The organism is Streptomyces sp. NPDC104309 (assembly GCF_055584025.1).
Genome location: NZ_JBVJMV010000005.1, coordinates 312146 through 329533, shown reverse-complemented (window position 1 = coordinate 329533; position 17388 = coordinate 312146). Strand labels below are relative to the sequence as shown.

15 protein-coding genes and 1 pseudogene are annotated in these 17388 nt (G+C 69.8%); 8 read left to right on the top strand and 8 right to left on the bottom strand.

Going from position 1 to position 17388, the window contains the following annotated elements; translation table 11 throughout:
* Positions 1 to 7 precede the first annotated feature (7 nt).
* Entirely contained in the window at positions 8 to 829 is an 822-nt protein-coding gene (locus ACZ68L_RS09960; protein WP_469575715.1) for a DUF3097 domain-containing protein, read from the top strand.
* Between the two features lie 69 nt (positions 830 to 898).
* Here the strand turns inward: ACZ68L_RS09960 and hemW are convergent, their stop codons facing one another.
* From hemW to lepA, 4 genes are all read right to left on the bottom strand, one after another.
* A complete protein-coding gene (gene hemW / locus ACZ68L_RS09955; protein ID WP_469575712.1) occupies positions 899 to 2140 on the bottom strand; it encodes a radical SAM family heme chaperone HemW in 1242 nt (413 codons plus the stop codon).
* Between the two features lie 146 nt (positions 2141 to 2286).
* On the bottom strand, positions 2287 to 4215 hold the full coding sequence (locus ACZ68L_RS09950) for a SpoIIE family protein phosphatase (RefSeq protein WP_469575890.1): 1929 nt from the start codon (positions 4213 to 4215) through the stop codon (positions 2287 to 2289).
* Between the two features lie 269 nt (positions 4216 to 4484).
* A complete protein-coding gene (locus ACZ68L_RS09945) occupies positions 4485 to 6374 on the bottom strand; it encodes an AMP-dependent synthetase/ligase (RefSeq protein WP_469575710.1) in 1890 nt (629 codons plus the stop codon).
* A gap of 357 nt (positions 6375 to 6731) precedes the next feature.
* Positions 6732 to 8606, bottom strand: a complete 1875-nt coding sequence (gene lepA, locus ACZ68L_RS09940; protein ID WP_469575709.1) for a translation elongation factor 4 — start codon at positions 8604 to 8606, stop codon at positions 6732 to 6734.
* A 215-nt stretch (positions 8607 to 8821) separates the two neighbouring features.
* Here lepA and rpsT point away from each other — a divergent pair, with 215 nt between their 5' ends.
* On the top strand, positions 8822 to 9088 hold the full coding sequence (gene rpsT / locus ACZ68L_RS09935; RefSeq protein ID WP_093897085.1) for a 30S ribosomal protein S20: 267 nt from the start codon (positions 8822 to 8824) through the stop codon (positions 9086 to 9088).
* A gap of 654 nt (positions 9089 to 9742) precedes the next feature.
* Here rpsT and holA read toward each other — a convergent pair.
* Positions 9743 to 10729, bottom strand: coding sequence for a DNA polymerase III subunit delta (gene holA / locus ACZ68L_RS09930; RefSeq protein ID WP_469575707.1), 987 nt, complete (start codon positions 10727 to 10729; stop codon positions 9743 to 9745).
* A gap of 340 nt (positions 10730 to 11069) precedes the next feature.
* On the opposite strand from holA, the gene ACZ68L_RS09925 reads away from it, so the two are divergent.
* From ACZ68L_RS09925 to ACZ68L_RS09915, 3 genes are all read left to right on the top strand, one after another.
* Positions 11070 to 11693 (top strand): aldo/keto reductase, encoded by a 624-nt coding sequence (locus ACZ68L_RS09925; protein ID WP_469575706.1) that lies wholly within the window; start codon positions 11070 to 11072, stop codon positions 11691 to 11693.
* A complete protein-coding gene (locus ACZ68L_RS09920; protein ID WP_469575889.1) occupies positions 11620 to 11913 on the top strand; it encodes an aldo/keto reductase in 294 nt (97 codons plus the stop codon). Before ACZ68L_RS09925 ends, ACZ68L_RS09920 begins: the two co-directional genes overlap by 74 nt.
* 307 nt (positions 11914 to 12220) lie before the next feature.
* Complete coding sequence (locus tag ACZ68L_RS09915) at positions 12221 to 12466, top strand: hypothetical protein (RefSeq protein ID WP_469575704.1); 246 nt, start codon at positions 12221 to 12223, stop codon at positions 12464 to 12466.
* Positions 12467 to 12487: 21 nt separating this feature from the next.
* Here ACZ68L_RS09915 and ACZ68L_RS09910 read toward each other — a convergent pair whose 3' ends face one another.
* The gene (locus ACZ68L_RS09910; RefSeq protein ID WP_469575703.1) at positions 12488 to 13372 is read right to left on the bottom strand and encodes a YceI family protein; all 885 of its coding nucleotides are present in this window, start codon (positions 13370 to 13372) and stop codon (positions 12488 to 12490) included.
* A gap of 265 nt (positions 13373 to 13637) precedes the next feature.
* Between ACZ68L_RS09910 and ACZ68L_RS09905 the strand changes: the two genes are divergently transcribed.
* Entirely contained in the window at positions 13638 to 14093 is a 456-nt protein-coding gene (locus tag ACZ68L_RS09905; RefSeq protein ID WP_469575701.1) for a pyridoxamine 5'-phosphate oxidase family protein, read from the top strand.
* Between the two features lie 68 nt (positions 14094 to 14161).
* On the opposite strand, the pseudogene ACZ68L_RS09900 reads toward ACZ68L_RS09905, so the two are convergent.
* Positions 14162 to 14947, bottom strand: a pseudogene (locus ACZ68L_RS09900) (ComEC/Rec2 family competence protein); the annotation flags it as partial.
* Between the two features lie 18 nt (positions 14948 to 14965).
* On the opposite strand from ACZ68L_RS09900, the gene ACZ68L_RS09895 reads away from it, so the two are divergent.
* Both ACZ68L_RS09895 and ACZ68L_RS09890 read left to right on the top strand, forming a co-directional pair.
* Positions 14966 to 15091: a hypothetical protein gene (locus ACZ68L_RS09895; RefSeq protein WP_469575909.1), complete on the top strand. Its 126-nt coding sequence runs from the start codon at positions 14966 to 14968 to the stop codon at positions 15089 to 15091.
* 273 nt (positions 15092 to 15364) lie between these two features.
* Positions 15365 to 16030, top strand: coding sequence for a radical SAM protein (locus tag ACZ68L_RS09890; RefSeq protein ID WP_469575698.1), 666 nt, complete (start codon positions 15365 to 15367; stop codon positions 16028 to 16030).
* Here ACZ68L_RS09890 and ACZ68L_RS09885 read toward each other — a convergent pair.
* Positions 16000 to 17277 carry an IS701 family transposase gene (locus tag ACZ68L_RS09885; protein WP_469575888.1) on the bottom strand — a complete coding sequence of 426 codons (1278 nt, stop codon included), beginning with the start codon at positions 17275 to 17277 and terminating at the stop codon, positions 16000 to 16002. The two genes, ACZ68L_RS09890 and ACZ68L_RS09885, sit on opposite strands and share 31 nt — an antisense overlap.
* Between the last annotated feature and the right edge of the window lie 111 nt (positions 17278 to 17388).

Genomic DNA, 17388 nt, shown 5'->3' with positions numbered 1-17388 from the left:
TCATCCGATGCGCAGCTACCAGCCGGACCTGACCCCGCCGTGGAAGAGGTCCGTCCCCGTTCCCGAGGTCCCCGCCGAGCCCGATCTGGTCGTGGAGGAGGTCTCCACCGGATTCTGCGGTGCGGTGATCCGCTGTGAGAAGACCGCCCAGGGGCCGACCGTGACCCTGGAGGACCGTTTCGGCAAGCACCGGGTGTTCCCGATGGAACCCCGCGGCTTCCTGCTGGAGGGCCGGGTGGTCACGCTGGTGCGCCCGTCGGCCGCCGGTCCCGTGCGCCCCACGCGTACGGCCTCGGGTTCGGTCGCGGTCCCCGGGGCCCGCGCCCGGGTGGCGCGGGCGGGCCGCATCTATGTGGAGGGCCGCCACGACGCGGAGCTGGTCGAGCGGGTCTGGGGTGACGACCTGCGGATCGAGGGCGTGGTCGTCGAGTACCTGGAGGGCATCGACGACCTCCCGGCGATCGTGCGCGAGTTCTCCCCCGGCCCGGATGCCAGGCTCGGCGTCCTGGTCGACCACCTGGTCCCCGGCTCCAAGGAGTCCCGGATCGCGGACCAGGTCTCGGACGCGAACGTGCTGGTGGTCGGCCACCCCTACATCGATGTGTGGGAGGCGGTGAAGCCGTCGTCCGTGGGCATTCCGGCCTGGCCGGTGGTGCCGCGCGGCCAGGACTGGAAGACGGGCGTGTGCCGCTCGCTGGGCTGGCCGGAGAACACGGGGGCGGCCTGGCAGGGGATCCTTTCCACGGTGCGCTCGTACCGGGACCTGGAGCCGGAGCTGCTGGGCTCGGTGGAGCATTTGATCGATTTCGTGACGGCGCCGCCCGCGTAGCTTCTCCGGCGTCCGGGGCGGGAGCGGGGCCGGGCCCCGCCCCTCAGCCCCGCCCCTCAGCCCCGCCCCTCAGTCCACCAGGTCCCGCACCACCGCGTCCGCCAGCAACCGCCCGCGCAAGGTCAGCACCGCCCGCCCCTCCCCGTACGGCCCGCGTTCCAGCAGCCCGTCCTCCACCGCCCGTCCCGCCGCGGCCAGCCCCGCCGGTGCCAGCAGCGACAGCGGGCAGCCGTCCACGAGCCGCAGCTCCAGCAGGATCCGCTCGACCCGCCGGTCCTCCGCGGAGAGGATCTCGCGCCCGGCGCCGGGCGATCGTCCCTCGGCCAGAGCCTGCGCGTACGCCCCCGGATGCTTGACGTTCCACCAGCGCACCCCGCCGACATGGCTGTGCGCCCCGGGACCGGCGCCCCACCAGTCGGCGCCGCGCCAGTACAGCTCGTTGTGCAGGCAGCGCCCCTCGGGCGTACGGGCCCAGTTCGACACCTCGTACCAGGAGAAGCCCGCCGCGGCCATCGCCTCGTCCGCGATCAGGTACCGGTCCGCGTGGGCGTCGTCATCGGTCATCGGGATCTCGCCGCGCCGGATCCGGCGGGCCAGCTGCGTACCCTCCTCGACGATCAGCGCGTACGCCGACACATGGTCCGGCCCCGCTCCGATCGCCGCGTCCAGCGAGGCCCGCCAGTCGTCGTCGGACTCCCCGGGCGTGCCGTAGATCAGGTCGAGGTTGATGTGCTCGAAGCCCGCCTCCCGCGCCTCGGCGACGCACGCCTCCGGCCGCCCCGGCGTGTGCGTACGGTCCAGGATCTTCAGCACATGCTGCCGCGCGCTCTGCATCCCGAAGGAGATCCGGTTGAAGCCGCCGTCCCGCAGCTCGGCCAGATACGCCGGACCGACGGACTCCGGATTGGCCTCGGTGGTGATCTCGGCGTCGTCCGCCAGCCCGAACTCCTCGCGGATCGCCCCCAGCATCCGCACCAGGTCCGCGGCGGCCAGCAGGGTCGGCGTACCGCCGCCGACGAAGACCGTACGGACCGGACGCGGATCGTCGCCCAGGACCTTGCGGGCCTGGCGGACCTCGCCGATCAGATGGGCCGCGTAGTTGTCCCGGGAGGCCAGGGCGCCGCCGGAGCCGCGCAGCTCGGTGGCGGTGTAGGTGTTGAAGTCGCAGTAGCCGCAGCGGGTCGCGCAGTAGGGCACGTGCAGGTAGAAGCCGAGCGGCCGGTCGGCGGCGCCTTCCAGGGCATGGCGGGGCAGCGCCCCGTCGTCGGGTACGGGTTCACCATCGGGCAGTACGGAAGGCATACCGCCCATTGTCGCTCGCCGCCCGGAATCCCCGAGCCACGCCCGTGAACACCGAGCGACGGCGCCCACGGACCGCACGGCTCGCTCAGCGACCGCACCGTCGCGTCCCGTCCCGCTCCCCCCTGGTCCTCCCCCTCGTCCCCTCGTTCTCGTCCTCACCCCGCCTGGAGCACCAGCAGTGCCAGATCGTCGTCGGGCGGCCGCTCGGCGAATTCGTGCACGGCCCGCTTGATCCGGTCCGCGATCCCGTCCGCCGACAGCCCGGCACAGCCGGCGAGCGCAAGGGCCAGACCGTCCCCGTCGTCGAACATGAGCGGCCCGGAGCGCCGCTCCGTCACGCCGTCCGTGACACACAGCAGGCTGTCGCCGGGCGCCAGCTCGAAGCTCTGGCTCTCGTAGGCGACGTCGTCGAAGATCCCGAGCAGCATCTGCGGCTCGGCGGCCGGGCGCACCTCGCCGTCGGGACGCAGCAGCAACGGCAGCGGGTGGCCCGCGCTGGCCAGGGTGCAGCGCACGCCGCCGTCGGGCAGCGGCACGAGTTCCCCGTACAGCAGGGAGAGAAAGCGGGACTGCCCGGTGTCCGCCGTCTGCTGGCCGCCCGCCGCGGCCACCATCAGCGCGGCCGCCTCGGCGGCCTCCATCGCATCGTCGAGGAGCAGCCGGTTGAGCCGGTCGAGCACCTCGCCGACGCCGAACCCCTCACGGGCCAGCAGCCGGAGCCAGGGGCGGGCGAGGCCGGTGACGACGGCGGCTTCCGGGCCGCTGCCCTGGACGTCGCCGAGGACGAAGCACCAGCGGTCGCCGGGGCACGGGAAGATGTCGTAGAAGTCACCGCCGACGACCCCGTCGTCGCTGGGTTCGTAGACCAGGGAGCTGGTGACGCCCGGTATGTCGGCGACCTTGCCGGGCAGCAGCGCGCGTTGCAGGATGCGGCTGATGGTGGCCTGCCGGGTGTAGGCGCGGGCGGCGCCGACGGCGAGGCCGACGCGGCGTACGAAGTCCTCGATCAGGGCGGTCACTTCGTCGGGGACGCGTGCCAGCCCCTCCCGGCCCAGGAGCACGGCGCCGAGTGTCCGGCCGCCCGATGTGATCCGGTAGGCGAGGGCGGACCCGGCACGTCCCGCGGATTCCCCGCCGTCCTCCTCGCCGCCGGGCCAGGGCATGGAGACGGGTCCGGTGCCCACCCGTTCGGGCAGCCGGATCGGATCCTGTTCCAGCGCCATACGCAGCGGCCCGGTCTCGGCCTCGTCCCGGTGCCAGACGCTGGCGAGCCGGGGGACGGCCGCGGGACCGCCGTTCTCGGGCTCCAACCAGACCGCGCACCAGTCGGCGAGTCTGGGCACGAGTAACTGTCCGGCCAGCGCCGCCACGATGTCCTCGTCGAGCTGGCCGGCGAGCAGGTCCGAGGCCTCGGCCAGGAACGACAGCGCGCCGCGGCCGGCCCAGTCCGCGTTGTCGCGCAAAGCCCGCCGGGCGGTGGGGGCGAGCAGTTCGGCGGCCCGCAGCCCCTGCTGGAAGCCCGGGTCGGTGGACGATTCGGGGAACGGGTTCCAGTCGTCGACGGGCAGGCGCGCCCAGACGGTCTTGAGGCCGGTGCGGTAGGTGATGCCCCAGCGCTCGGCGAGGGTGCCGACGAGCTGGAGCCCGCGGCCGTACTCGGCGGGCCCGTCGGAGACGGTGAGGGCCCCGTCCTGCGTCGCGTCCGTCGTGCCGCCGTCGTCCTCCTTGCGTTCGCTGCGCACGGCGCGGGCCGGGTGGTGGTCGGAGACCTCCAGTACCAGGGCCGCCGCCTCGGCCTCGGTGGTCTCCTCCAGCCGGCAGAGCAGCTCGACGTTGGTCCCGGCGTGTACGACCGCGTTGGTGACGAGTTCGCTGACGACGACCTCCGCGTCATCGGCCAGGCGCTCGCTGAAGCCCACGGCCGCCGGCAGTCCGAGCCCGGTCCACTCGGTGAGAGCGGCCCGCACGAAGCGGCGGCCGGCGGAGGGTGCGAGGAGGTTTCCGGGCAGGGACGTACGGGCGACCGGTCGTGCGTCCGCAGGATCGGCGGTGGTACCGGGACGCTGAACTATGTCCCGCTGCAAGGGAATGGGCCCCACGGTGCGGCTCCTGACCTGTTCTCGCTCTGTCTGTTCTCGTTCTGTGTGTTCTCGCTGGGCGCCGCTGACGACACCGACAGAGTGACAGATGGACCATGCCCATAAGCGACGAGTTGCCGAAGTGAGCAGAGAAAGTGAGCGGAGAGGAACCGAGGCCGCCGCACCGTGCGACCGGTCAGCCAGGACCCGTACCGGGGCCTCTCGTTCGGATCAGGCCGGAGCACGCGAGCCCGGCCTGATCCAGATGAAAGACCTTAAGCCTCGCGGGCCCCCACGTACATGTCGTCGATGAGGTCCTTGTACTCACGCTCCACGACCGGCCGCTTCAGCTTCAGACTGGGCGTCAGTTCGCCGTGCTCGATGTCGAGATCACGGGGCAGCAGCCGGAACTTCTTGATTGTCTGCCAGCGCTGCAGTCCCTCGTTGAGCCGCTTCACGTAGCCCGCGATCAGCTCGACGACCTGTGCGGAGGCCACCACTTCGGCATACGGCTTCCCGCCCAGGCCGTTCTCGGCGGCCCAGCCGAGGATGGTCGGCCCGTCGAGCGCGATCAGGGCGGTGCAGAAGTTGCGGTCCGCGCCGTGCACCAGGATGTTGGAGACGAACGGGCAGACCGCCTTGAACTGTCCCTCGACCTCCGCCGGGGCGATGTACTTGCCGCCGGACGTCTTGATCAGGTCCTTCTTGCGGTCGGTGATCCGCAGATAGCCGTCCACGGACAGCTCTCCGATGTCGCCGGTGTGGAACCAGCCGTCCGCCTCCAGCACCTCGGCGGTCTTCTCCGGCAGCCCCTGGTAGCCCTCCATCAGGCCGGGGCCGCGCAGCAGGATCTCGCCGTCGTCGGCGATCCGTACCTCGGTACCGGGGAGCGGCTTGCCCACGGTGCCGGTGCGGTAGGCCTCGCCCGGGTTGACGAAGGAGGCGGCGCTGGTCTCGGTGAGGCCGTAGCCCTCCAGGATGTGGATCCCGGCGCCCGCGAAGAAGTAGCCGATGTCGGGGGCGAGTGCCGCGGAGCCGGAGATACAGGCACGCAGCCGGCCGCCGAAGGCCTCCCGGATCTTGGCGAAGACAAGGGCGTCGGCGACCTTGTGCTTGGCACCGAGTGCAAACGGGACGGAGGCCGTGCCGGTGCGCCGGAAGTTGTCCTGCGAGACCGTCGCGTACTCGCGGGCGACCCCGGCCGCCCACTGGAAGATCTTGTACTTGGCCCCGCCACCGGCTCGCGCCTTGGCGGCGACACCGTTGTAGACCTTCTCGAAGATGCGGGGGACGGCGGCCATGTACGTCGGCTGGACCACCGGCAGATTCTCGATGATCTTGTCGACCCGGCCGTCGACGGCGGTGACGTGACCGACCTCGATCTGGCCGGAGGTGAGGACCTTGCCGAAGACGTGCGCGAGCGGCAGCCAGAGGTACTGGACGTCGTCCTTGGTGATCATGCCGGTCGCCACGGTGGCCTTGGCCATGTACGACCAGTTGTCGTGCGGCAGGCGCACGCCCTTGGGGCGGCCGGTGGTGCCCGAGGTGTAGATCAGCGTGGCGAGCTGGTCGGCCGTGATGGCGGCGACCCGCTCCTTGACCGCGTCGGGGTGCTTCGCCAGGTGCTCGGCGCCGCGGGCCTCCAGGTCGGCGAGGGTCAGGACCCAGTCCTCCGGGTCGCCCTCGGCGGGTCCGGCGCCCTCGGGGTCGATGACGACGACATGGGCGAGGTTCGGCAGCTCGGCGCGGCGCTCGCGGGCCTTGGCCAGTTGGCCGGCGTCCTCGGCGATCAGCACCCGGCTCTCGGAGTCGGAGAGGATGAACGCCGACTCCTCGGCGTTGGTCGACGGGTAGATCGTGGTGGTGGCGGCGCCCGCGCACATCACACCGAGGTCGACGAGGATCCATTCCACCCGGGTACCGGCGGCGAGCGCGATGCGCTCCTCCGGCCGCACGCCCAGACCGATCAGCCCGGCCGCGACGGCGTACACCCGCTCGGCGGCCTGCCCCCAGCTCAGCGACTTCCACTCGTCGGGCCCCTCGCCGGTGGCCGCGGGGACGGGGTAGCGGTAGGCCTCCTCGTCCGGGGTGGCCGCCACGCGGTCGACGAAGAGGTTCGCCACGGAGGGCGGTCGGTTCTCGATCAAGGTCTGTGTGTCGCTCACGACATCCTCCGGGCCTGCGGCAGTGCTTCACGACCGGCTGCTGGTTGCTGCTTGTTCCTACGAGTGTTCCTACGAGGTTCCTGCGCGCGTTCCTGTGTACGTCCGTGTGTTCGGCTGTACGCCTGTGTTCGGTCCTGCGGTGCTCGATCCCGCTTGTTTAACTGGCGAGTAACTACGAGGCCGTGATCAGGGTAGAGCGCCCGCGTCCGCCGCGTAAGGGGCAATGGGCCGCCGCTTCATAACGAACGGGCCCCCGTGTCGCGGCGCGGTGCGACACAGGGGCCCGTTGGGCTACCACCGGGTAGGGGCGGGGGACGGAGCCGGGACGGAAGGGATTCCTCGGCCCCGCGGTGGACGCTACTTCTTGCCCTTGCCCTCCCCGCCCGACTCGTCCGTCGACAGCACGGCGATGAAGGCCTCCTGCGGCACCTCCACATTGCCGACCATCTTCATCCGCTTCTTGCCTTCCTTCTGCTTCTCCAGCAGCTTCCGCTTACGGGAGATGTCACCGCCGTAGCACTTGGCGAGGACGTCCTTGCGGATGGCGCGGACCGTCTCACGGGCGATGACCCGGGAGCCGATGGCGGCCTGGATCGGCACCTCGAAGTTCTGCCGCGGGATCAGCTCGCGCAGCTTGGCGACGAGCCGCACGCCGTACGCGTACGCCTTGTCCTTGTGCGTGACCGCGGAGAACGCGTCGACCTTGTCGCCGTGCAGCAGGATGTCGACCTTGACGAGCTGGGCGGACTGCTCGCCGGTGGGCTCGTAGTCGAGGGAGGCGTAGCCCCGGGTCTTGGACTTCAGCTGGTCGAAGAAGTCGAAGACGATCTCGGCGAGCGGCAGGGTGTAGCGGATCTCGACCCGGTCCTCGGAGAGGTAGTCCATGCCGAGGAGGGTGCCGCGCCGGTTCTGGCAGAGCTCCATGATCGCGCCGATGAACTCGCTGGGGGCCAGGACCGTGGCGCGCACGACGGGCTCGTGCACCTTGTCGATCTTGCCTTCGGGGAATTCGCTCGGGTTGGTGACGGTGTGCTCGGTGCCGTCCTCCATCTCGACGCGGTAGACCACGTTGGGGGCGGTGGCGATGAGTTCGAGACCGAACTCGCGCTCCAGCCGCTCGCGAATCACGTCGAGGTGGAGCAGGCCGAGGAAGCCGACACGGAAGCCGAAGCCGAGCGCGGCGGAGGTCTCCGGCTCGTACACCAGGGCGGCGTCGTTGAGCTGGAGCTTGTCGAGCGCCTCGCGCAGGTCCGGGTAGTCCGAGCCGTCCAGCGGGTACAGGCCCGAGAACACCATCGGCTTGGGGTCCTTGTAGCCGCCCAGCGCCTCGGTCGCGCCCTTGTTCAGGGAGGTGATGGTGTCACCGACCTTGGACTGCCGGACGTCCTTCACCCCGGTGATGATGTAGCCCACCTCGCCCACGCCGAGGCCGTCGGCCGGGGTCATCTCCGGGGAGGAGACCCCGATCTCCAGCAGCTCGTGGGTGGCGCCGGTGGACATCATCCTGATGCGCTCGCGCTTGTTGAGCTGGCCGTCGACAACACGGACGTACGTGACGACACCGCGGTACGAGTCGTAGACCGAGTCGAAGATCATCGCGCGGGCGGGGGCGTCGGCCTTGCCGACCGGGGCCGGGACGTCCTTGACCACGCGGTCGAGCAGCGCCTCCACACCGAGGCCGGTCTTCGCCGAGACCTTGAGCACGTCCTCCGGCTGGCAGCCGATGAGGTTGGCCAGTTCCTCGGAGAACTTCTCCGGCTGCGCGGCCGGCAGGTCGATCTTGTTGAGGACCGGGACGATGGTGAGGTCGTTCTCCATCGCCAGGTAGAGGTTGGCCAGCGTCTGGGCCTCGATGCCCTGCGCGGCGTCGACCAGCAGGACCGTGCCCTCGCAGGCGGCGAGCGAGCGGGAGACCTCGTAGGTGAAGTCCACGTGGCCCGGGGTGTCGATCATGTTGAGGACATGGGTGCGGCCCTGGTCCGCACCCGTTTCGGGCGCCCAGGGCAGACGCACCGCCTGGGACTTGATGGTGATGCCGCGCTCGCGCTCGATGTCCATCCGGTCGAGGTACTGGGCGCGCATCTGCCGCTGGTCGACCACGCCCGTCAGCTGAAGCATCCGGTCGGCAAGGGTCGACTTGCCGTGGTCGATGTGCGCGATGATGCAGAAGTTGCGGATCAGCGCCGGGTCGGTACGGCTCGGCTCGGGCACGTGGGTAGGAGTCGCGGGCACGCAGGGTCCTGATTCTTGAGACGCCGAACGCCGTGTCTCGGGTCGATGTCGGTTCGGTCGGATCGATACGTAGCCTCCATCGTCCCATGGTTGTGGGGCGGAGACCGGTTTGGGCCGGTCGGAGCGGTGCTGGTACCGTTGACAGCTGTGCCTCGCGACCCTCTCGGGCCATGGGGCGCACATCGAAGATCCAACGAACCTGAAAAGGCTCTTTCGTGGCGAACATCAAGTCCCAGATCAAGCGGAACAAGACGAACGAGAAGGCGCGCCTGCGCAACAAGGCCGTCAAGTCCTCGCTCAAGACCGCTATCCGCAAGGCCCGTGAGGCTGCCGTCGCCGGTGACGTCGAGAAGGCCACCACGGCCGCTCGCGACGCCTCCCGCGCGCTCGACAAGGCCGTCTCGAAGGGTGTCATCCACAAGAACGCCGCCGCCAACAAGAAGTCGGCGCTGGCCTCCAAGGTTGCCTCCCTCCAGGGCTGAGCATTTCTGATGTAACCGCCGGAACGGACCAGTGGGCCCTCTCTCCCGCCCCTGCCCGGCCCCCGCGCCGCACACCGAACCTGCGTTCGCCACGCGGGTGCGGCGCACCAAAGTGTGAACCGAAGGCCCCGATCTCCGCTCTCCCCAGAGCGAGGCCGGGGCCTTCGGCGTGCGGGGTTCCTGTCCGAGCCGCCCGCCATGGATCAGTGGGCGGAGTGAACCACCGAGTCCGCCCGTACGGCACCGGGCGGCGGGCAGCCCGTGCCGGTCGGCGCGGACGACCGCATCAGCCCCGTCCGACCCTGATCAGCGCGGACGACCGCATCAGCCCGTCCCAGCCCTGATCAGCCGGAACAACCGCTGACGCCGCCGGGCGCCCTCACCTCCCGGCCGCCGCCCCGGCGCCCCGTCCCCCGGCCGCCGCCGTCACCGGGCCGCCCGGACCACGGAGCCGCCCGGACCAGGTCGTGTCGTCGAACCGCCGTCCGCCGTCCGCCGTGCAACGCCCGGAGCGCATGCTCGCCGCGTTGCCGGACTCGTCCATGCACGTCCAGTACGAGGGCGATCCTCCGCCTCCAGTACGAGGGCGATCCTCCGCGCCGGACACCGCACGGCCCGGCCTCCGGCCGGACGACGGCGGTTCGACAACGCGACCTACCGCCCCGACCGAGCCGCGCGCGCCACCGCGACCACGGCCTTCTCCAACGCGTACTCCGGATCATCTCCGCCCCCCTTGACGCCCGCGTCCGCGTCCGCGACCGCCCGTAGCGCCACCGCCACACCGTCCGGCGTCCAGCCGCGCATCTGCTGGCGCACCCGGTCGATCTTCCACGGAGGCATGCCCAGCTCACGCGCGAGGTCCGCGGGCCGTCCCCCGCGCGCCGACGACAGCTTGCCGATCGCGCGTACGCCCTGCGCCAGCGCACTGGTGATCAGCACGGGCGCCACCCCGGTCGACAGCGACCAACGCAAGGCCTCCAGCGCCTCCGCTGCCCGCCCCTCCACCGCGCGGTCGGCGACCGTGAAGCTCGAAGCCTCCGCACGGCCCGTGTAGTAACGGGCCACGACCGCCTCGTCGATCGTGCCCTCGACATCCGCGACGAGCTGCGAGACAGCGCTCGCCAGCTCCCGCAGATCGCTGCCGATGGAGTCGACCAGCGCCTGGCACGCCTCGGGGGTCGCCGAGCGCCCCAGTGCCCGGAACTCCGACCGTACGAACGACAGTCGCTCGGCCGGCTTGGTCGTCTTCGGGCACGCGACCTCCCGTGCCCCGGCCTTGCGCGCCGCGTCCAGCAGCCCCTTGCCCTTGGCGCCGCCGGCGTGCAGCAGAACGAGGGTGATCTCCTCGACCTGATCGCCCAGGTACACCTTGACGTCCTTGACCGTGTCGGCGGAGAGATCCTGCGCGTTGCGCACGATCACCACCTTGCGCTCGGCGAAGAGCGACGGGCTCGTCAGCTCGGCGAGGGTGCCGGGCTGGAGCTGGTCGGAGGTGAGGTCGCGGACGTCCGTGTCGGGATCGGAGGCACGGGCCGCCGCCACCACCTGTTGCACGGCACGGTCGAGGAGCAGGTCCTCCTGTCCCACGGCGAGCGTGACGGAGGCGAGCGGGTCGTCGGTGGAATTCCTTCTGGTGGCCATCGCCGTCCAGCATCCCACGGGCCACTGACAGCCACCGGGCTCCCTTGCCCGACCCGTGCCGCTCGGCAGCTGCCTTCCGCGTGCGCCTGGGGAGCTCGGAGGCCGGGGGGCCTGGACGCCGGGCGCGCTCGTTTCGGGCATCCGACCACCGAGGACCGTAGATCCTGGATTTCGTCACTCGGCAGGCCGGGAGCTTCGGCGCGCCGCTACGCTCTCGGCCGCTTCACGAGATCCAGCGCATACGGGGAAAGGTTCCGACAGTGAAATCGCCCGTGATTCCGTACCGTCGACTCGGCGGGAGCGTTCCGGAAGTCTCCGCTCTCGGGTGGGCTGCATGGGAATGAGTCGAACCCATGGGACTCCGAGCGACGAGGAATTCATCAGGACAATCCATCGCGCTCTCGAACTCGGCTGCAATTTCTTCGACACCGCGGAGTCCTACGGCCCGTTCGTCAACGAGGCGCTCTTAGGAAGGGCGCTGCGGGGCCGCAGGGACGGCGCGATCGTCGCGACGAAGCTCGGCTGGGAGTACGAGGGAACCCGGCGCGGCGGGCTCAACAGCCGGTCCGAGCACATCCGCCGAGCGGTCGACACCAGCCTGAGGAGGCTGGGCACGGACCGGATCGACGTTCTGCATCAACACCGGGTGGACCTGGAGGTGCCGATCGAGGACGTGGCGGGAACGGTGCGCGAACTCATCGAAGCCGGAAAGGTTCTGCACTTCGGACTCTCGGAGGCCGGTCCGGGCACCATCCGGCGGGGTCACGACGTCTGTCGCGTCGCAGTTCTGCGGACGGAATACTTCCTCTGGGAACGCCATCTGGAACAGGAGATTCTTCCGCTGATCCGGGAATCGGTCTTGTCCCCTATTCGCCACGGGGTCTTCACCACTGGGTCGCGGATTCCTGACCGGCACGGCGGTCCGCGCGGAAGAACCTCCGGGAGGCGACTACCGCAGACATGATCCGCGATTCCAGGGTGACAACTTCAGGATCGATTCCGCGGCTGCCGACGTGGTCCGGGATGTCGCCCGTGGGCGCGATGCGACTCCGGCGCAGGTATCGCTCACCTGGCTGCTGCACAAGGGAGACGACATCACGCCCATCCCCGGCACGAAGCGCAGAACGACGCTGGAGGAGAACCTCGCCGCCACGGAACTCGCACTGGGCCCGGACGAGCTGTGACGCCTGGACACCGCGCTGCCGCCTTCGGTGGTCGCCGGTACGCGATACCCCCGAGAGCGTCATGCACATGAACGGCCGCTAAGGGCTGTCCCGCAATCCGTGGTGGATCAGCGCGCGGCGTCAGATGCGGTGCATCGCAAGGCGGAGGGACGTCCGCATACTGGATGTATGCGGATGTTCCGACAACGCGGCGAGGTGCCGTAGCTGTCGTCGCGCGCCCGCCAGGGATTACGGGACAGCCCTTAGGCGCCCTGCGGGGCGGCGCCGACCGGACGGCGCGGTGTACGCCGTACGGGAGAATGGGCAGGTGAGCGATGTGAGACATGTGCTGGTGCTGCCCGACCGCGAGGCCGCGGAGGAGGTGGCCGGAGAGCTCGCCGACCGTTTCGGGGTTGCCGAGGAGCCCCAACTCGTACGCGACGCGCTGGCCGGTGAGGACGATGCCGAGGACGCCCAGTGGCTGGTGGTCGTGGAGGACCCGTCGCGACGGCTGGACGCCTCGGTGCTGGACGCGTTCGCCGCCGAGTACGAGGGCTGGCTCGAAGCGCCTTAGACAGGCACCGGGAACCTCGGCTCAGCTCTTGGGGACGATCTGGATGTCCATGTCGATGGAGATGCTGGAGCCGACGGCCGCGATACCGCGTGCCAGCATGGTCTGCCAGGTGAGAGTGAAGTCCTCGCGGTGCAGTTCCGTGGTGGCCCGGCAGGCGGCGCGGGTCTCGCCTTCCAGGCCGTTGCCCAGACCGAGGTACTGGGTGTCGAGCGTGACCGTGCGGCTGACGCCGTGCAGCGTGAGCGCGCCGGTCACGCCCCAGCGGGTACCGCCGCGGTGGACGAAGCGGTCGCTGTAGAACTCGAGCGTCGGGTAGCGGCCCACATCGAGGAAGTCGCTGGAGCGCAGGTGGTCGTCACGCATCTGGACGTTCGTGTCGATCGACGCCGCGTCGATGATCACGTGCATCGCCGAGTCCTCCATGCGGTCGGCGATCCGGACGGCACCGGCGAAGGTGTTGAACCGGCCGTGGATGCGCGCCATGCCGATGTGCCGGGCCGTGAAACCGATCTGCGAGTGCATCGGCTCGACCTCCCACTCCCCCGGGTCGGGCAGTTGCGGGGGTGTGGACAGTTGCAGGGTCACATCGCCGAGGCTCGCGTGGCCGCCCTCGACGACCGCGGCCGCGCCGTGGAACGGGGTGAAGCCCTCAGCCGTGACGGCCAGTCGGTACTCGCCGGCCGGGACCGTGGCGAGGACGCTGCCGTACGGGTCCGTCTCACCGCCGACGACCTTGCGGCCCGCGCTGTCCGTGACGACGAACTCGGCCTGCGGCACTCTCTCGTTGACCGGGTCGAGCACTCGGCAACTGAGCACTCCGGCGGTGCGCGGCACCTCAAGTCCGGAGAGGGCGTTGCCGCGCGCGGCACCCGCCGCTCCCTTGTTTCCCAGCCAACGGCCGAACATCTTCCACAAACCCCCGGGGGTGATTCACCTTGGGGCCTGGCGGCTGGACGTCCTCGTCGGAGCAGCGGCCCACCGACGAGCATGTATTCGATCACTCTTGTGCCGTTCGAGGCAAACAGAGCGGCTCGCAGGGGCTTGAGTAGAGGTGTTACCGAAGGTCCGAATTGGCCGTTGCACTCATGCGCGTCACCGGTCTGTCGCGTCCCGCCCGTGCTGGCATCGCCGGCCGGTGAACCTTTCCCGTCATGGCGCTAGCGTACGGAGCATGACGAATCCAGCGCCGGCGCGCAGCCGGGAGCAGCGCAAGCAGGATGTACTCGACCGTCTGGAGAAGGACGAGGACGCATGGGTGGCGACCGCTTCGGCCGACGGGGAACCGAGTCTGGTGCCGCTGTCGTTCGTGTGGGACGCCGGAACACTGCTGATGGCCACCCGGCGCACCAACCCCACCGCGGCCAATGTGACTCCGGCCGGGCGGGCCAGGATCAGCCTCGGTCACACACGTGACGTGGTGCTCATCGAGGCGACGGCCGAGGTCGTCGAGGGGGCGGACCTCTCTGTGACATCGGGCGACGCCTTCGCGACAAAACTGAACTGGGATCTGCGGGGCCGCACCACGTGGGTCTACCTCCGTTTCACCCCGTACGCGGTCAAGGCGTGGCGGGAGGAGAACGAACTGGCCGGGCGGGACCTCATGGCCGACGGGGTCTGGCTGGACTGAGCCGCGGCAACTGTCCGCCTGCGCAGCCGTACGCGCGGCCGTACAGGCGACCGCCGCCTGAGTGGGGCTCACGACCGGTTCACCGCCCTCAGCCCGGCCCCGGCGCCCGTCACGGCGATCGCGCCGTCCGTATCCGTGCGCAGCACCACCGCACCGCCTGCTCTGAGCGCGTCGACGGTGCGCGGGGCCGGGTGACCGTACGGGTTGTCCCTGCCGACGCTCACCAGGGCCAGCCTCGGGTGCGCGCTGCGCAGCAGAGCGGGGTCCTGATGCGCGGAGCCGTGATGGGCGACCTTGAGGACGTCCACCCGAGGCAGCGCAGGAAAGCTGCGCAACAACCCCTGCTGGGCGGGAGGTTCGAGGTCGCCCAGGAGCAACAGGGTCAGCCCGCCGGTCCGGACGTACAGGGTGACGCTGGCGTCGTTCGGCTCCTGCGGTACGGGCCCGGCCCCCGGGACCGCCGATGGACCACCCGCCCCGACCGCGCCCGCCCCCGTACCGCCCGTCGGCCAGAGGACCTGCCAGTCGAGCGGCCCGATCCGGCGGCGCTCACCGGGAACGGCCCGCACCAGAGGGACGTGCGACACGGCAGCGGTTCTCCGTACGAACGCGACCTGGTCCGGCGGTTCGTCCAGGCTCGTCGTCTGGATCGCCCCCACCGCTCGGCCCCGCAGCACACCGGGCAGGCCCCGCACGTGGTCCGCGTGGAAGTGCGTGAGTACCAGGAGCGGCACCTCGGTGATGCCCAGGTCGCGCAGGCACCGGTCGGCGAGCCGGGGATCGGGGCCGGTGTCGACGACCACGCCCGCGCCGTCCCCCGCGGCCAGCACCAGCGAGTCGCCCTGCCCCACGTCTTCTCTGTCAAGTTCTACATGTTGAAGATTGAGGTCCGGCTGGGACTGCTGTCCTGGGTGGCTCGGATGCCGTCCACTGCGTTGTCGGCGGAGTGGTCGCAGAATCGCCCGATATGGCTGGCCAAACAGCTCACCGGGTCCTGACAGTTCAGGATTCCTCACTCGGCCACTGATTGCTTGCGCTCAGCTCCTCAACGTATTGAAACGTGACGTGCGCCATATCCAATGCATCTGGCATGTGTTCTGATGGGCGCCGGTAACTTCCTGTCATCAACCTGACATGCAGGGTGATTGCCGCGCCGTCAGGCTGCCGAGCCGGTCACTCAATCCGGTTCAGTGGGCCTGGGTGCCTTGCCCTTCTTCAACGGTAAGGCCCATTTCCCGTTCAGCGATCCTGAGAGGACAGGCCCTACAGTCATGGCCGGAGCCAAGAACGGCGTCTTCGCCGAGAAGATCTCCCCGTACTTACGCAAGAAGATCGAGGAAGCTGGTGGGTCACTCCCGTTCCTCGACATCCAGTACGCCGTTGACCCTTCTGAGGCTGTCGAGCAGACCTTCGAAGTCGCCCGTCACTACCAGTCGGAAATGAGAACCCTCTTCGAGGGCCGTGAAGTGCGTGGCGTCGAGAAGTTGTACCGGCGGACCCTGCTGGTCGAGCCCACAACGATCTGTGCCGCCCACTGCCGCTGGTGCATCCGCGGACAGTACGACACCGCCACGCTCTCTCGTGAGGATCTCGAACTCATCGCCCGCTACTGCGGGACGGCTCCGGAGAACCAGGATGTTCGTGAAGTGCTCGTTACCGGTGGCGACCCACTGATCCTGGTCGACCGGATCGAATGGCTGCTGGACGCGCTGGAAGAACACGCACCCCAGGTCCAGATCGTGCGCATCGCTACCCGGGTGCCGCTCCAGGACCCGCGTCGGGTCGATGCCCGCATGCAGCACGCACTGCGACGCCGTTCGACGTTCCGGGTCGAGATCGCCACGCACATCAACCACAAAGGCGAACTGTTTCCCGAGGTTAGTACTCCAGCTGTAGATCGTGATCTTCATGTCTGGGATGCGGCTTGTCGTAGGTAATGGCTGGTCCGTGACCGTGCCTGGTGGCGGCGTCGCCAGTCGGACCAGCCGAGCCGGTGGGCCAGATCGTGAAGAGGCCGGACGGCAACGGTGATGAACAGTCGCTGGATCTCATTGCAGGTCAGCGGGATCAGACCGTCGGGTTCCGGCCGGTGGGCATGCTCGTCGGCTCGGACGACGGCGAGGAAGGCGTGGGCGAGCATGGCGAGGGTGACCCAGCGGCTCCAGGAGGGGTAGCGGCGGACCTGGTGCTCGTCGAGCCCGGCCAGGCCCTTCCCGGCCTGGAAGGTTTCCTCCACTCGCCACCTGGAACCGGCGATCCTTACCAGGGTGTTCAGCGGCACCGGTTGGGCGGAATGGCAGCGGTAGTAGGCCAGTTCGCCGGTGGCTCGGTTGCGGCGGATCAGCAGCTGGCGCCCTCCTGATCCCGTGGCGACCAGATCGATCACGGCCCAGTCGTAGAAACGCTGTCCCTTCGCTCCCTGTCCGGCGGACAGCTTCTGCCAGGCCCGCCGGGGCAGCTTGGCAGCCAGGGCATCCGCACGGAACTTGCCTGCCCCGGTGGCCGCTTCGGCCGAGCAGGCCACTGCGAGCACGTAGCCCATGCCACGTTCCTCCAGAGCGGACCGCAGTTTCGGGTTGCCGCCATAGACCTCGTCGCCGGTCACCCAGCCGACACGGTGTCCGGCGTCCAGGAACCGTTCGATCATCACGCGGGCCAGCTCCGGCTTGGTCGCAAAGTCGGTGTCCTCGCCGAGTCCGGCCGCCCGGCAGCGGTCGGGGTCAGAGATCCAGGAGCGCGGGATGTACAGCTCGCGGTCCACCGCTGCGTGCCCGCGGGCGCCGGCGTAGACAAGGTAGACGGCAACCTGGGAGTTCTCGATCCGGCCGGCGGTGCCGGTGTATTGGCGCTGGACCCCAACGGTGTGGGTGCCCTTCTTCACGTCGCCGGTCTCGTCCACGACCAGCACCGCGGCCTCGTCGTGCAGATGCTCCACGACGTACTCGCGCACATCGTCGCGGACGGCATCGGCGTCCCAGACCGCCCGGCACAGCAGATGCTGCATGCCATGCGGATTCGCGTCCCCGGCCCACTCCGCGATCGTCCAGCAGTTCTTGCGCGGCAGGTCCGCCAGCAGTCCCAGCACCAATCGCCCGACCCGCCGCCGGGGTTCGACCCGGGCGAACCGGCCCGCGATACGCCCCGTGGCCACCTCGAACGCCTCCCGCCAACGGACGGGATCTATGCTGTGACCTGCGGCCACCGTCTGATCTTCTGTCTTCACACACCGATGATCACCGGTGGCCGCACCTGCTCCCGCACCAGCCCGGACCGGTGTGACCGGCTGACGGACGGC

Bases quoted from the DNA above. Each gene is read 5' to 3' on its own strand.
- ACZ68L_RS09960 (WP_469575715.1), top strand. From the start codon at position 8: ATGCGCAGCTACCAGCCGGACCTGACCCCGCCGTGGAAGAGGTCCGTC.
- hemW (WP_469575712.1), bottom strand. From the start codon at position 2,140: ATGGGCGGTATGCCTTCCGTACTGCCCGATGGTGAACCCGTACCCGAC.
- holA (WP_469575707.1), bottom strand. From the start codon at position 10,729: ATGGCCACCAGAAGGAATTCCACCGACGACCCGCTCGCCTCCGTCACG.
- ACZ68L_RS09925 (WP_469575706.1), top strand. From the start codon at position 11,070: ATGAGTCGAACCCATGGGACTCCGAGCGACGAGGAATTCATCAGGACA.
- ACZ68L_RS09910 (WP_469575703.1), bottom strand. From the start codon at position 13,372: ATGTTCGGCCGTTGGCTGGGAAACAAGGGAGCGGCGGGTGCCGCGCGC.
- ACZ68L_RS09905 (WP_469575701.1), top strand. From the start codon at position 13,638: ATGACGAATCCAGCGCCGGCGCGCAGCCGGGAGCAGCGCAAGCAGGAT.
- ACZ68L_RS09895 (WP_469575909.1), top strand. From the start codon at position 14,966: ATGTTGAAGATTGAGGTCCGGCTGGGACTGCTGTCCTGGGTGGCTCGG.
- ACZ68L_RS09890 (WP_469575698.1), top strand. From the start codon at position 15,365: ATGGCCGGAGCCAAGAACGGCGTCTTCGCCGAGAAGATCTCCCCGTAC.